General features: G+C 56.9%; 9 protein-coding genes. 3 read left to right on the top strand and 6 right to left on the bottom strand.

The window, feature by feature from the left end; all coding sequences use genetic code 11:
* Positions 1-2: 2 nt before the first annotated feature.
* A complete protein-coding gene (locus RSSM_RS20885) occupies positions 3-3,308 on the bottom strand; it encodes an efflux RND transporter permease subunit (RefSeq protein WP_008683569.1) in 3,306 nt (1,101 codons plus the stop codon).
* Positions 3,308-4,954: an HlyD family secretion protein gene (locus tag RSSM_RS20880; protein WP_236621281.1), complete on the bottom strand. Its 1,647-nt coding sequence runs from the start codon at positions 4,952-4,954 to the stop codon at positions 3,308-3,310. Before RSSM_RS20880 ends, RSSM_RS20885 begins: the two co-directional genes overlap by 1 nt.
* 1,146 nt (positions 4,955-6,100) lie before the next feature.
* Between RSSM_RS20880 and RSSM_RS20870 the strand changes: the two genes are divergently transcribed.
* The gene (locus RSSM_RS20870) at positions 6,101-9,262 is read left to right on the top strand and encodes a vitamin B12-dependent ribonucleotide reductase (RefSeq protein ID WP_044303170.1); all 3,162 of its coding nucleotides are present in this window, start codon (positions 6,101-6,103) and stop codon (positions 9,260-9,262) included.
* 133 nt (positions 9,263-9,395) lie between these two features.
* Here RSSM_RS20870 and RSSM_RS20865 read toward each other — a convergent pair whose 3' ends face one another.
* On the bottom strand, positions 9,396-10,646 hold the full coding sequence (locus RSSM_RS20865; protein WP_008683559.1) for a S49 family peptidase: 1,251 nt from the start codon (positions 10,644-10,646) through the stop codon (positions 9,396-9,398).
* A gap of 348 nt (positions 10,647-10,994) precedes the next feature.
* Here RSSM_RS20865 and RSSM_RS20860 point away from each other — a divergent pair, with 348 nt between their 5' ends.
* Complete coding sequence (locus RSSM_RS20860) at positions 10,995-11,396, top strand: nucleotide pyrophosphohydrolase (RefSeq protein ID WP_008683557.1); 402 nt, start codon at positions 10,995-10,997, stop codon at positions 11,394-11,396.
* Positions 11,397-11,509: 113 nt separating this feature from the next.
* On the opposite strand, the gene dsrP is transcribed toward RSSM_RS20860, so the two are convergent.
* From dsrP to RSSM_RS20845, 3 genes are all read right to left on the bottom strand, one after another.
* Positions 11,510-12,775 carry a sulfate reduction electron transfer complex DsrMKJOP subunit DsrP gene (dsrP, locus tag RSSM_RS20855; protein WP_008683555.1) on the bottom strand — a complete coding sequence of 422 codons (1,266 nt, stop codon included), beginning with the start codon at positions 12,773-12,775 and terminating at the stop codon, positions 11,510-11,512.
* Between the two features lie 15 nt (positions 12,776-12,790).
* Positions 12,791-13,717, bottom strand: a complete 927-nt coding sequence (locus RSSM_RS20850) for a 4Fe-4S dicluster domain-containing protein (protein ID WP_008683553.1) — start codon at positions 13,715-13,717, stop codon at positions 12,791-12,793.
* 178 nt (positions 13,718-13,895) lie between these two features.
* Complete coding sequence (locus RSSM_RS20845; protein WP_008683550.1) at positions 13,896-14,555, bottom strand: cytochrome c3 family protein; 660 nt, start codon at positions 14,553-14,555, stop codon at positions 13,896-13,898.
* Between the two features lie 53 nt (positions 14,556-14,608).
* Between RSSM_RS20845 and RSSM_RS34305 the strand changes: the two genes are divergently transcribed.
* Entirely contained in the window at positions 14,609-14,995 is a 387-nt protein-coding gene (locus tag RSSM_RS34305; protein ID WP_008683548.1) for a hypothetical protein, read from the top strand.
* Positions 14,996-15,009: the final 14 nt, after the last annotated feature.

Below are 15,009 nucleotides of genomic sequence, written 5' to 3'. Positions count from 1 at the left end.
AATCAACGTCGGGTGGCAGCATACAACGCCGGAATAATCACCAATGTCAAAACCGTGGTCAAACTCAAACCGACGATCATGCAGTACGCGAGCCCTTCCCATAGCGGCCCGCCACTGAGAGCCAACGGAATCAATCCTCCGACCGTGGTCGCAGTGGTCAAAAAGATCGGCAGCATCCGCTGTTTGCCTGCTTCCACCAAGCACTCTCGCAGTTCATTGTTCGAAAGACGATAGGTGCCCCCCTTTTCGCTGCCATCCTGTTTCGTCGACTGCGGATCGGCGGCCCGTTTTGCCGCCAATCGTTCGGCAACCAAGATATCCGCAAACTCAATGAAGATGATCGCCGTATTGAGCACGATGCCGAACAAAGCAAGGATCCCCAACTGCGGCATAAAACCGAGCGATTCGTCAAACAGATACAAACCCAGCCATGCCCCCACCAAAGCGATCGGCAACGTCGAGAGGATGATCAGCGGGCGCAACCAACCGTTGTATTGAAACAGCAAACACAGAATGATCAGCACGAACGAGATCGCAAACGACTTCATCATCTGACCGCCCGATTCGACGCTTTCCTCGTAAGAGCCTCCCGGTTCGATCCAGTAGCCGACAGGCAAACTCGCTTTAAGCGCTTCCATTTCGTCCGACTTCAAGACACGCGAGACGACATCGTTTCCCGTCACGCCAGGTTCCATCCGGGAACTTACCTCGATCGTTCGATTCATATTCCGGCGGCCGATCTTCGCGAGTTCAAACGTCGGTTCGAGCGTCGCGATCGATGCCAACGGCACTTTTCCGTTGTCGCCTTCAACGAACGATTCCTGCAGACCGTTGATGGATTCACGCTGTTTCTGTTCCAACCGAAAGTACACCGGAACCTGGTGATCGCCTTCACGGAAGGTGGTCAGTTGCAGTCCGGAGTAATACGAGTTCAACGTCTTGGCGACTTGGGAATTCGTCACCCCGGCGAGGGTTGCTCGATCGGGGTCGACCGCGACTCGAATTTGATATCCGTCGATGCCCCATGAATCCGACACGTCCCACGTCTCCGGCTGAGCGGCGACAATCTGTTTGAGACGATCGGCAGCGGTCCTGAGCACGTCCGGATCGGCAAACCCGCTGCCCAATATCCGAAATACCAACGGGTCCGCCGGCGGCCCCAACGCCAACTGCACCGGCACCACTCTCGCTCCGATCACCGGCGAGATCCCGAGCGACGCGTCACCACGCTCGGCCACCTCGCGCACGCGTTGCACGTAGAGCGGCGTGACCGAAGTGTCGGTGGTGCGAACCAGTATCTCGGCGAACGCACGATTCTTCGGCTCCGGACTCCAACTCAGATGCCAACGGGAACCTCCGCCACCGACGAGAGTCCGATACGAACGCAGCCATCCCTTTCCTTCGGGTTGCTCCTGACTCAACCGACGAATGATGTTTTCCACCTCCTCCGCGGCGCGGCTGGTTTGTTCAATCGTTGCCGTCTCGGGAAGGATCACCTTTACGGCGAACTGGGTTCCCGCCGCGTTGGGAAAGAACTCGGAACTGACCGGCAACATCAAGATTCCCACCACCATGACAATGGTCAGCAGGATCGTGATCCAGTAGTGAGTCACCGCCCAACCACCGATCACGTTGTAAACACGGTGAGGCAGACTCTCGCGTCCAGCAGACGCGATCGATGCTTTGCGTTTCCTCAACCGCGGAAACCAGCCCGTCACCGTTTCATAGGCGGCAATGATCGGTGAACCCGATCGGTCTGACTTCGGCGCGCGAATAAAAAACCCCGCGAGGATCACACACAACGTCATCGCCAACAGCCAACTCAGCCCCAACGTGGTCGAGACCGTGACCGGCAAACTGTACACGTACTCTTTGCCGCCTCCCTCGAGCGAAAACAACATCGGCACAAAGGCCGCCATCGTCGTCAGTGTCCCGACCAACATCGGAACCGCCAAAGTGTTGGCACCTTCGATCGCCGCAGGAAACGGCTTCATGCCAGCCATCTGATTCGAACGAGCTTGATCGCACACCTGCACCGCGTTGTCGACGAGCAGACCGAGCGAAATGATCAAAGCCGCGAGCGAGATCTGTTCCAACTCAACGCCAAACAATGAGATCAATCCGATAGACACAATCACCACGATCGGGATGTTCGCCGCCATGACGAAAGACGTACGAAAACCGACAACGACATACACCACCACGACAACGATCAACACCGCTTCGACCACGTTCACGATCACATCGGTAATCTTCTTTTCGACACTCGTCGATTGATCCGAGACAGCCGTTACACCGATGTCGGGCGGCAGTCTTTTCTCGACATGCATCATTTCGTCGACGCGTCGTTTGGCGGTCGTGCAAACATCAATGATGTTGGCCCCCGACTTCATCGTGATCCCCAACATCACGGCGGGCGTCGCTCCCGACTCATCACCGAAACGACATAAATAGTCCGCGGGATCTTCCACGCCACGGGTCACTTTCAGCCCGAGTTGTTTGAGCGGCACGCTGTTGTCGCCTCGCCCCGTTCGCACCGTGCTGGCGATCTGTTCGATCTCTTGAACGGCGTTGAACTCGCCTTCCGTCTTGACGCTGTAGTGCCCCGATTCGGTGTCGAGTTCGCCACCGGCCTGGATGATGTTTCGCTGCGTCGCGAGGGCCTGCAACTGCGTGGTCGTCAGTTGCAATTGAGCCCAGTTGGCGAGATCCGTTTCGATGTAGATCGCTTCATCGCGTTCGCCAAACATTTCGACCTTGGCGACGCCCGGCAGCAACCGCAACGCGTCCTGGATATCCTCCGCGTAGATCTCGAGTTGCCGATCGGAATAGGCATCTTGCTCGCGAATTTTTTCACGATCATGCGAAGGCGTTTGGTGTACCGCGAGCAACAACACCGAGGTGTCGCCGAACTCGTCGTTCACCACCGGACGGATATCCGCCGCCGGCATCGGCACCAAGTCGACTCGCGCTCGGACCTTGTCCCAAACGTTTTGAATGTCCGACGGCGGGACGTTGTCCTCGAGTTCAACGAAGATCGTCGACTGTCCCGTCAAAGTGGTCGAACGGGTGAAGTCGACCTCCTCGATGCTGATCAAAGTCTGCTCGATCTTGTCGGTGATCAACTCTTCCACGGTTTCGGCGGGCGCCCCCGGCCATGACGTCGAGACAACGCAAACCCGAATCGTGAACTGCGGATCCTCTCGGCGCGGCATCGTGAAGAAAGTGATTGTTCCCCACAGCATCGCCATCAAAGACAACGAAACCACAATCGTTCGATACTTCGCCGCGGCAGCAGGCAATCCCATTACGATGCCTCCCCGTCGACGGATTCATCCACCGAAGGTGTCCGTGAGACATCCTCCACGCCGCTGCCGACAACCTGCACCGCATCGCCATCGTGCAGGTAGTGAACACCGCCACCGATCAACGGCATCCCCTCGGTCAATTGCGACGATTGGATTTCAAACAAGGCACCGTCGCTGGAACTGTCTTGCGCTTTCGCGGTGACCTGAATCCGTTTCGCGATGCCGCTCTGTACGGTGAAGACGTACGTCTGATCCAACTCACGGTAAAGGGCTTCGATCGGCACATAGAAACCGGGCTCGGACACGGTGCTCGCCAAATCCACGGTCACCAAATCGCCGGGACGCAGCATCCAAACCGACCCCGCATCGAGTGCCACCGATTCACCGTCCCAATGAGGCGGCGCCGAGTCCCCGTCTTCGATCTTGCCGACGTACAACGTCGACAACGGAACTTCGGCGGGGGTGCCATCCTCGTTGACAAAATCGACTGACTGAAAGACCCAGTTTCCCAAAAACGGGATGCGTAGTTCCCTTTCCACAATTCGCTGGGGACGAACCTTCATCACCTCGGGAATCGGCTGCTGCAACTTGGCGTTGGTGATCAAATAGATGAACGCGCCTTTGTCGTCACGAACGATCGCATCCTCTTCGACGAGGAAGACATTATCCGGGGTGCCCATCATGCGATTGAGTTGCAACGGCCAGACGTTTTCACTGCGGGCAACCGAATCGGATGATATCGACGGTGGAAGTTCGTCTCGAAACTTCTCGTTGAGCAACAGCAACGTCAGCGTGAATGTACGCGTCGTTGGGTCCGCGCTCGGATCGATGCTGTAAACCAAACCTAACGATTCATGTTCGGTTCCGTCGGGCAGGTCGAACCGCGTCATCAAATCACGCCGACTTCGGATGATGCGAGACTGCGCCGCCGACAACTCCACCTCGACCGTGATCGGGTTGGTCATCTGCAACGTCAACACCGGCGTGCCGGCATCGACCACGCTGCCGGGAACCGCCATCACGTCAGAGATCTGTCCCTGATAGGAACCGTAAAGCGTCGTGTTCTCCAGATCACGTTGCGCATCGCGCAGCGCCTGTTGGGCCCGTTTGATCTCGGCTTCGGCGGACTGCAGTTCTGCCTCCGCCTGCTTCATGCTCGCCCGGATCGAATTGATCGTCGCCTCGTTGGTGCGAACCGAATTGAAGGCTTGGTCGAACTCCGACGTCGAGGCGGCGTTCTGCTTCTTCAACCGCTGGACACGATCAAATTCGTCGTTGGCCAAGCTCAAATTTGCCTCGGCTGACTTCAACTCCGCGTCGAGCGTTTCCTCCAAACGAATTTTCAGGCTCTCCTTTCGAAGCTTCGCAATCTCCAAATCGGCTTCGGCGGACTCGACGGCGATCTTGTACCGGGTCGGCTCGATCTGCGCCAGCGGAGTGCCGGGGCGCACTAAGTTGCCATCCGGGTCGACGATCCGACCATCGATATCTTGCCCCGGTTCACGAACCCACTCGACGCGGCCGGGCACTTCGAAACCGATCTCTTCGGTCTTCCACGACTTCACGCTGCCCGACGCCGAGTAAGTCGACCTGGGCTTGGACTTCTCCAAGACCATCACGGTGACCGGACGGGGAGTCTTCGCCATCGTCACGGGCGGCGGTTTGTCGCACCCACCGGAAAACATGCCAACTGCGACGATCAGACACATCACGCCAGAGGCGACTGCCGGGGATTGCTCAAGACTTCGATGCCACGGCCGTTCTCGAAAACGGCCGGCACTTCCACGTTTAGAAAACTCGCGATTACTCAACACGTCAAACGACCCAATAAAAGCCAGTATTTTGCATGCGGAACGACCGCAACAAGGCAGCTTAGCAAAGAGGAAACAGCCCTCCGTCCGACGCCGCCGTCGCACTGAGTCGTAGGGTATCGGCCCACATCCGTGACAACAGGGCCCCCGCCTGCGGCACAGGCACCTCCTTCGAAGCACCCTCATCGAGGCCCCAAACCAATCGAGATCCCAGCCAATCGAAATCCCGAGCCCCAAACACTCACCCCGAAATGTCGCGTCACGGACGGATGCGTGAAACAGAGGCCAACGAGGCGCACACCACCCTAAGTGTCCGATTCCGGGAGCCCAGCCCGATCGATACGAATGCCAACTTCGCGGTCATCGGCTCAGCCTGCTCCACCCCCAAAGGAGTTAGAACCCGACCGACACGCGACACACACTTCGTGTAACCGAACCATTTTGCCACCTCCGCTGTCGGTTCCGATGAGCTTCTCAAGAAGAGCTTGTAAAAAAAGCAACTTCTGACAGTTTTTCCACGGCCGGTTTGGGCCGCCGTCGGCGTTTTACTAACCCGCAAGCCGCACGCACTTTACGTCGAAAAGGGGGACACACATAGCGCGCAGGTCGGAAACGAGGCCACTCCGCAACTCATGCCGGAGACGCAACTTAGGACGCCTCAAATTTTTTCGTTGACACATCCTCACAAATCCCTAACATTCCGTGCGTCGTCCACATGTAGTGCCTCGAAGGCATGGAAGCCACTACCGGTAGTGATAGCAATTCGTTTCACGGCGAGTTTGCGGGTCACGTATTACCGATACCAATGGCCCGCCCTTCCCAATTTTTTGGGAGTGAGTAGCTGACATGTGGGAAGGCGATGTGAGTTGATTTTTTGATCAATGAATCGTTTCTGAAATCCGCAGCAACTTTCGAATCTTCAGAAAGAATTGCGCAAGGATGACCGCCACAAGGATGACTTCTTTCCGGAGCCAGTAATCTATGTCCACCGTTTTGCCAACCAAAACCGCCGCCGAGTCCAATCGCACCGCTTCCGAGTCAGACCGCGGCGCACACGCCGGGGTGGAAACGCGGTCACCCCACAACGACCCTGCCTTGGAGAAGGTCGACTCCCAACACGGCGTCGAATACGCCCGCCAAAAATTCAACGCCGCCCCGCGTGGCGAACGCACCGGATTGAAAATCGACGCCCGCTTCTGCCCCGACGACGGACGCACGCCGTTCGCGACGACGCAGTGGGACCTTCGCAGCGCTGCAATTAAAGACGAAACCGGCAAAGTCCTGTTTGAGCAAAACGATTGCGAAGTCCCTTCGAACTGGAGCCAATTGGCGACCAACGTCGTTGTCTCGAAATACTTCTACGGCGATCCGAACACCGAAGGCGAACGCGAACGCAGCGTTCGTCAACTCGTCCACCGCGTGACCCGTACCATTACGGACTGGGGTCTCGCCGACGGTTACTTCGACACCGCCGAAGACGGCGAGCGTTTCTATCGCGACCTGACTTGGTTGTGCCTGCACCAACATGGTGCTTTCAACAGCCCGGTATGGTTCAACGTCGGCCTACACACTCAGTACGGCGTGACCGGTGCAAAATGCAACTGGCACTGGGACGCTGAAACGCAAACCACCGCACAACCAGACAACCCTTACGAGTACCCGCAGGGTTCGGCATGTTTCATCCAAAGCGTTGATGACAACATGGAAGACATCATGCGTTTGGCATGCAGCGAAGCGATGCTGTTCAAATTCGGCAGCGGTACCGGAACCGACTTATCGACAATCCGCAGCCAACGTGAAAAACTCTCCGGCGGCGGAACTCCATCGGGCCCACTCTCGTTCATGCGTGTTTACGACTCGATCGCCGGCGTCGTGAAGTCGGGTGGCAAAACCCGCCGCGCCGCCAAGATGCAATCGCTCAAGGTTTGGCACGCGGACATTCTCGAGTTCATCGAGTGCAAATGGGCCGAAGAGAAGAAGGCACACGCGTTGATCCGTGAAGGCTACGAGTCAAACTTCAACGGTGAAGCCTACAGCAGCGTCTGCTTCCAGAACGCCAACCTCTCGGTCCGATTGACCGACGACTTCATGGACGCCGTCCGCCAAGGCGAACAATGGCAAACCCGCTGGGTCACGGACAAACCAACCGAAACCCCACCGAAGTACGACGCCAAAGAACTGCTCAACAAGATGGCTGAGTGTGCATGGCACTGCGGCGACCCCGGCGTGCAGTACGACACCACGATCAACAAATGGCACACGTGCCCTAACAGCGGAGCGATCAACGCATCGAACCCCTGCAGCGAGTACATGTTCCTCGACGACACGGCGTGCAACCTGTCGAGCATCAACTTGATGAAGTTCGTCGGCAAAGACGGCAGCTTCGACGTCGAGCGTTTCCGCGCCGCGGCACGTATCTTCTTCATCGCTCAAGAAATCCTCGTCGACCACGCGAGTTACCCGACCGAGCCGATCGCCCGCAACAGCCACCTGTACCGTCCACTCGGTCTCGGTTATTCGAACCTCGGCAGCGTAGTCATGACCGCCGGCCTGCCTTACGACAGCGACGCGGCCCGCGGCATGTGCGGATCGTTGACCGCGTTGTTGCACGGCGAAGCCAACCGCACCAGTGCCGAGATGGCAGCCGTGGTCGGACCGTTTGAAGGATACAAGGGCAACGAAGAACCCATGAATCGCGTGATGCAAATGCACCGCGATGCCTGTGACGACATCAGCGACGAAGGCCCTGAGGAACTCAAGGCAGCCGCTCAAGAGTTGTGGGACGAAGTCACCAAGGTTGGTAAGAAGTACGGCTTCCGAAACGCCCAGGCGACGGTTCTCGCTCCGACCGGAACCATCAGCTTCATGATGGACTGCGACACGACCGGGATCGAACCGGACATCGCACTCGTCAAATACAAACAACTCGCCGGCGGCGGGATGCTCAAGATCGTCAACCAAACCGTCAAACTCGGTTTGAAGACGTTGGGTTACGACCAAGTCACGATCGACGAGATCCTGAAGTACGTCGACGAAAACGACACGATCGAAGGTGCACCCGGCCTCAAGGACGAACACCTGCCCGTCTTCGACTGTGCGTTCAAACCAGCCAACGGCGTCCGCAGCATCGGATGGCGTGCCCACATCACCATGATGGCCGCCGCTCAACCGTTCCTCTCCGGTGCGATCTCCAAGACCGTTAACATGCCAAACGATGTCACGCCGCAAGACATCGCCGACGCGTATTTCTGGGGATGGGAACTCGGGCTCAAAGCGATCGCGATCTACCGTGACGGCAGCAAGCAGTCGCAACCGCTCAACACCAAACAAGACGAATCGAACGAAGCCGGTGAAGCGAAAGTCATCACCAAGACGGTTGAGAAAATCGTCTACAAGCCGAGCCGCGAACGTCTGCCCGACACCCGCCAAAGCCTCACGCACAAATTCACCATTGCCGGCCACGAAGGCTACCTGTGCGTCGGTCTTTATCCCGATGGTCGTCCGGGTGAAATCTTCATCACGATGGCCAAAGAAGGCTCGACCATCGGCGGCATCATGGACAGCTTTGGCACCGCGTTGTCGATCGCACTGCAGTACGGCGTGCCGCTCGACGTGCTCGTCAACAAGTTCAGCCACACCCGCTTTGAACCGATGGGACACACGTCCAATAAAGACATCCGCATCGCCAAGAGCGTCGTCGACTACATCGCGCGTTGGCTCGGAATCACGTTCATGTCCGGTCACGACCACGCACCACAGGCTTCGCCGGGCAACGGACCGGAAACCGCATCGGGCGGAGAAATCCTCGGTGGTGTGACTGTCGAAAACGGTGTCGCCGTCGCTGGCACCCCGCCGGCTGCGAAAGCAACCAGTTCGGTGATGCAGGAACTCAAGAACGATGCCGGTGCCGCCGTCGCGATCGCCGAGCGAGCAATCATGATGGCCAGCATTTCGGGAACCAACGGCTCCTCACGGAACGGTCACTCGGAACCCAAACCCGAAAACCAACTCGGCGGCCAAGCCGACCAGTTCTCGCGGTTCCAAACCGACGCACCGAGCTGTGACAACTGCGGCAGCATCACGGTCCGCAACGGAAACTGCTACCTCTGCCACAACTGCGGAAACTCGATGGGCTGCAGCTAAACGCAGCCCCGCGGGGCGAACGCCCTCAGACGCAATCGCTCCGGCGAGGTGAAACATTCAGCAAACGGCGACCACATGTTGGTCGCCGTTTTTCATGCGCCGACATCTCTCACGCGGCGACAACGACTTCGGATCAGCCGCCCGCCGTCACAAAGCTCGGCTCAGGTTGCCACAGGTACAGGAACGTCGGCATCTTCGAACGATCCAACCCTGGAATACTCAGCGGCAACAAACTGCTCATCGGCGAGTTCGGCGTCACGTCAAACTCACTCAACGCGCGATCGTTATCACGACGCAGCAGCACGACCGGAGCGTCCGATGAAAGCCCCGCCATCCGACCGGCAATGTCGATCGCATCATCGAGGTAACCGGTGCTGTCGACCAACCCGAGGTCAACCGCCTGCTCGCCCGTCCAAACGCGCCCATCGAATAACTCGCCGAGGTCACGATCGGAACCGCCGTCGGACTCATCGCCGAACTGATCTTCTTCGAGATCCCTCGCATCTTTTTCCCTGTCGCTCAATCCGAGCGCGAGCATGTCTTCGGTTTCGCTCAACCGATGCCCGCGGGAGCGTCGCACTTGAGCAATGAACCGATCATGAAATTGATTCGCCATCCGTTGCAAGATCGCCCGCTCCCGTTCCTCCATCGTCCGTTCCGGCGTCCCCAGATCGATCTTGTCGCCTGACTTCACCGGAACAGGAATGATGTTGTACTGAGCGAGCGTGTCTTCCATGTTGTAGCTATTGAGGATCACCCCGATCCCGCCGACCACTGACGTCGGGTGGGCAACAATTTGATCGGCGTGTGTCGCGAGGTAGTAGCCACCGCCACACCCCGTCGTCATCAAACAGGCCACCACCGGAATATCGCGGCATTGTTTCAGCCTCGCGATATCGTGGGCCAGAATATCACTCGCCGTCACACCACCACCGGGCGTGTTGATTCGCAGCACGATGGCGGCGACCGATCCGTCGCATTCAATCCGCCGGATCTTTTCTCGAAAGAGCGCGACAGGGTTTTCGCCCATCGAATTCAGACCGCTGAAGTTTCGATTAACGATCAGGCCGTCAACGTCCACGATCGCAATCCGACCTCCACCCAAAGTGTGGCTTCCGTCAACAACGACCGTCTGAACCGGTGAAGCGGTGTTGTCGTTCCGGGTGACCGTGACCATCTCGCCGGTCATGCGGATGTCGCCATCGACCCCCATATTCCCGCCCAGGTTCATGTTGCCGCCGACCAGTGCTTTGATCGGCGTATTGCACCCGGCGAGCACACCAAGCGACAGACAGGCAAACGCGAGCACACCGCAGATAGCCAACGGCGCGCTGCGATGCGACGATTGGCGATCAGCACGACAGCGTTCGGTTTGCGCGAACATGGAGAATCCATCCTTGGAAGTTCGATCAGTGGCCGTTCTCGCTCAATCCGTCGCGAAAACGAAGATGCACACCGTCTGAACATCGACCACTCAGCCGCCCCCAGCGAGGGTTTTGCGAAACCCGTTCGCGATCGGTGCATTCCTACCGAGGCGAACGATCGACAACCGCGTCACAATTGTCAAACTTTGTCATCCCAAATTCCTACGACGCCTCGGATACTTCGCGGCCTCCTACGATCCCTCACAGCCGATCCAACGCAGCGACCTGCCGGCTCAACAAACCGCGTCACGCAGACACTCCAACCCAAACACCTCAGCCCAGACACTCCAACCCAATTGATTCCTCCCATGAGTTCACCTCCCAACACCAACCCGCATCCCCCCGCTAATAACGACCGCGAAACGACCGTTTCTGAACTGAAAGCCGTGGTGGAATCGTTCGTCGATGAGCGCAATTGGCACCGCTTTCATACGCCCAAGAATCTCGTCATGTCCTTGGCGATCGAAACGGCTGAACTGATGGAGCACTTCCAGTGGCTGACGCCCGAACAGTCGCTGCGTGCGATGGAAGATCCGGAAACGGGACACGCCATCGGGGAAGAAGTCGCCGATTGCCTCGCGTATCTGCTCGCTATCGCCAACAAACTCGACATCGACCTCGCCACAACGCTTAAAGCCAAAATGATTCGCAACGCCGAGAAGTACCCCGCAGACGACAACCGATTCTCGAACATGGACGATGCCGACTGACCAGAGCTAAATAGGTTAGCGCGTCAGTGTTCAGCAACTCAGTGTTCAGCAACTCAGTGTTCAGCAACTCAGTGTTCAGCAACTCAGTGTTCAGCAACTCAGTGTTCGGCGTCTCAATGTTCAGCAGGATGCTTGAGCGTCGGCAGGGCTGTCTTGATCGCGATCGTGAAGATCATCAAACCGAACGCCCAAATGCCAACGGTGACTTTCCACTCGAGTTGGCTGGGAACATATTCGACGATTTCGTGAAGCGTACTGGGGACGAAACCGGGGATGATCAGGCCCATGCCTTTTTCGATCCATGCCCCCACAAACGCCATGCAGCACGCGGCAACCAACAGCGGTCGCCATCGGAACTGCAATAAACCTGGCCACAGGAACAACAACGCGGCAGTCACATTCAATCCGATCGCGGTCCATGTCCACGGAACCAAAGCAGTCTTTCCGTGCAGCCCAAAGAACAGGTATTTGGCCGCGCTGACGTGGCTTCCGCCGGTGTAAAACTCGGTAAACAGTTCCGACGCAACCATCAGCAGGTTCACCAAAATGGTGACGCGAATGATCTTGGTCAGCGTCGCAATCGGTTGATCCAAACCACCGACACCGGCGAGTCTTTTAATCAACACCATCGCCACGATGATGAACGCGGGACCTGACACAAACGCGGAGGCAAGAAACCGTGGGGCGAGCAATGCCGTGTTCCAGAACGGACGCCCTCCGAGCCCGCAGTACAAAAACGCGGTAACCGTATGGATTGAAATCGCCCAGACGATCGAAACCATCACAAATGGGATGTACCATACCGGATTCGGCTTGCGACCGAGGAACCGCATGTAGAGCAAGTATCCGCAAATATGCAGATTCAACAGCAGATAACCGTTCAGGACGATCACGTCCCAGGTCAACATGGAGATGGGAAAATTGAATTTCCCGATGCCGGGTAGCAGATGCCAAAACCGATCGGGCCGTCCCAAGTCGGCGACGACAAACATCAGGCACATCACAATCGCGGCAATCGCCAACAGCTCGCCGATGATGACGACGTCATGCATCTTTCGGTCATGATAAAGGTAAGCCGGGATCACCATCATCACACCGCCTGCGGCCAACCCGACCATGAACGTGAAGTTCGCGATGTACAGCCCCCACGAAACCTGGTCGGTCATGTTTGTGCCGATCATCCCGCCGGCGACTTGATTTGCCCATGCGTTGGCCCCCACCAGAAACAACGCCGTAAGCATCGTCATCCAGGCGTAGAACCCGAGCGAACCTTCGGTGGCTAACCACAACGATCGGCCGATAAATTTCGGGTAGCTCGAAATATGAGACGTTGTCTCACTCGGTTGATTTGTCGGTGACGGTGCGCTGACGCTGCTCATGCTGCTGTCCCTTCCTTAATCAAAGTAGTAAAAGAACGCGGGTTTGGTGCCGAGTTCCTCTTTAAGGATGTAGACACGTTTGTTTTCCAAAATCCAGCGGATGTTCGAGTTCGGATCGAGAATGTTTCCGAACACACGGGCACCGGTAGGGCAGGCTTCCAAGCATGCCGGCAGTTGGCCTCGCCGAGTCCGGTGTAGGCAATACGTGCACTTCTCAACCACGCCGACCGGACGAATCCGATTGCTCAGATAGCTCTGATTGGGATTGACCTCATCCGCCGGCACTTCGGGCTTTTTCCAATTGAATCGCCGGGCATGGTAAGGACAGGCGGCTTCGCAGTATCGACAACCGATGCACCAGTTGTAATCCACAACGACAATGCCATCTTCTTCCTTCCACGTCGCCTTGACCGGACAAACATCGACGCACGGCGGTTCATCACACTGCTGACATTGAACAGGCAGGTAGAACTTGTCGTCTTTCGGAACGGCGCCGCTGTAGGTCGTCGATCCCTTCTCCATGTCCATCGTGCCTTTGGGCATCTCGAGCACACGGATGTAGGACTGATTCGTGTCGCGGTCGTGATTGTTTTCTTTGTGACAGGCCTCGACACATTTCCCGTTGCCGTTGCAAACACTCAGATTGATCGCGTAGACAAACTTGGTTCCCGCAATGGGACGGTCATCTGCGATCGTAACGTCCGCGTCATACTTTTCCTTTGCTTCCGCTTCCAACCGCGAGATCACGTCGGCTTTCTGTTCGGGCGACAACTCGGTGTAGTGCGTCTGCATGAATTCCGCGGCCGAGGAATTCTTGGCTGCTTGCCGCAGGGGCGAAACCGCTGCAACAAACGCTCCAGCCCCGAGCGTGGCAAACGCGCCTTTCACCGCGGCACGCCGCGAGAAGTTTTCGACAACGGGAAGAGACGGTTTATCAGTCATAACATCTCTGCAAAAAAGTTGACGCGGCGCCGGGCAGGAATCGTCGTGTGGTCTTCAGGAATCGGGCGGCCAACACGAAGGCAGAACAACACGCAGTTGTCGCGGAGGAACAGCCTCCCTCGAACACATTGCGTCGGCAGAATGAGATGATCGAACGTGTCGTCGACATATTGCGTTCCTAATGACCTGCGTTTTCCACCGGAGTGTTGAACCGGTCCTTGGGCTTGAAACCGACGACCATCTTGGGATACGCGGGGGAGTGCGGGTCGTGGCAGTCGACACAATTGTTTTTCACCTGAGGACCACGAGACAGATCCCAATGCCCGTTCATTCCACCGTGCGCTCCGTGGGCATATGCGGTGGCCTGGGGGCCGTGACACTGCGAACACAGGGTCATCACGTCTTGGTATTCGATCTTCGTTCCGTCAGCCTGCCGCAACGTGTCCGAACCATCCGGATTGTGACACGAGTAGCACGAAAGATTGCCGTGGGCGACGACCAATCCTTGGTGAAACTCGTCGAGCGTTTCCGTTGTCTTGTTTTCAAAGTTCGGTTGCCGAACCGCGTGGCACGTCGAACACGCGACCTCGCCGGTGCGGCCCTGCGGATCTAATCCAGCCAACTTCACTCGCGGGGGACCATCCGGTTGATGAATAACGACTGGAAAGCTCGTCGTCTCGCCACCTGCAGAATGAGCATCACTCGAAGATGCGTTATCGGAAGCCTGTTGCGTGTTGGGCGATGCTTTGAAAGTGGATTGACGTGCGATAACCACGCCCACCATCGAGACGACCACAAGCACCGTGCCGACAAAAATCAGATTGATCGATCGAGCCATTTATTTTTGTCCAAAACACGGTTCCACTGACACGCCCCAACATATACACTCAGGTGCAGGTTCACAAAACCCCTATTCACATTCGCTCTGTTTGTTTTTCCGTTTTTAAGATCGCTTTCAACATGCCGATTAGTGGACTCGTCCTCACGTTCGACTCGCCAGTTGAACAAAACCAAGAGGCATTGGACGCCATCAAGGCGATCCCTGAAATTGATCTAGGTCAAGCCAACGATAGAAAACTAGCAATTGTGGTCGATAGTGATGACACAATCCGCGACCGCGAGATTTGGGATACGTTACAACAGATAACAAGCGTAACAAATGTTGCCATCGCAATGGTGGCTTTTGATAGCGAATGTGAAGAAGAAGCAAGCAACGATACAAACTCGCAAGACGACACACCGGAAGACACTCAAGGTGCTAACCGAACAAACGTCTAAACACGCGAAAGAAT

The organism is Aporhodopirellula sallentina SM41 (assembly GCF_000346505.1).
GTDB lineage: Bacteria > Planctomycetota > Planctomycetia > Pirellulales > Pirellulaceae > Rhodopirellula > Rhodopirellula sallentina.
Note: the sequence above shows the minus strand (reverse complement) of the source record. Positions and strands in the feature narration are given on the sequence as shown.

Bases quoted from the DNA above. Each gene is read 5' to 3' on its own strand.
- RSSM_RS20865 (WP_008683559.1), bottom strand. From the start codon at position 10,646: ATGTTCGCGCAAACCGAACGCTGTCGTGCTGATCGCCAATCGTCGCAT.
- RSSM_RS20850 (WP_008683553.1), bottom strand. From the start codon at position 13,717: ATGACTGATAAACCGTCTCTTCCCGTTGTCGAAAACTTCTCGCGGCGT.
- RSSM_RS20845 (WP_008683550.1), bottom strand. From the start codon at position 14,555: ATGGCTCGATCGATCAATCTGATTTTTGTCGGCACGGTGCTTGTGGTC.
- RSSM_RS20880 (WP_236621281.1), bottom strand. From the start codon at position 4,954: ATGGCGAAGACTCCCCGTCCGGTCACCGTGATGGTCTTGGAGAAGTCC.
- RSSM_RS20860 (WP_008683557.1), top strand. From the start codon at position 10,995: ATGAGTTCACCTCCCAACACCAACCCGCATCCCCCCGCTAATAACGAC.
- RSSM_RS20885 (WP_008683569.1), bottom strand. From the start codon at position 3,308: ATGGGATTGCCTGCTGCCGCGGCGAAGTATCGAACGATTGTGGTTTCG.
- RSSM_RS20870 (WP_044303170.1), top strand. From the start codon at position 6,101: ATGTCCACCGTTTTGCCAACCAAAACCGCCGCCGAGTCCAATCGCACC.
- dsrP (WP_008683555.1), bottom strand. From the start codon at position 12,775: ATGAGCAGCGTCAGCGCACCGTCACCGACAAATCAACCGAGTGAGACA.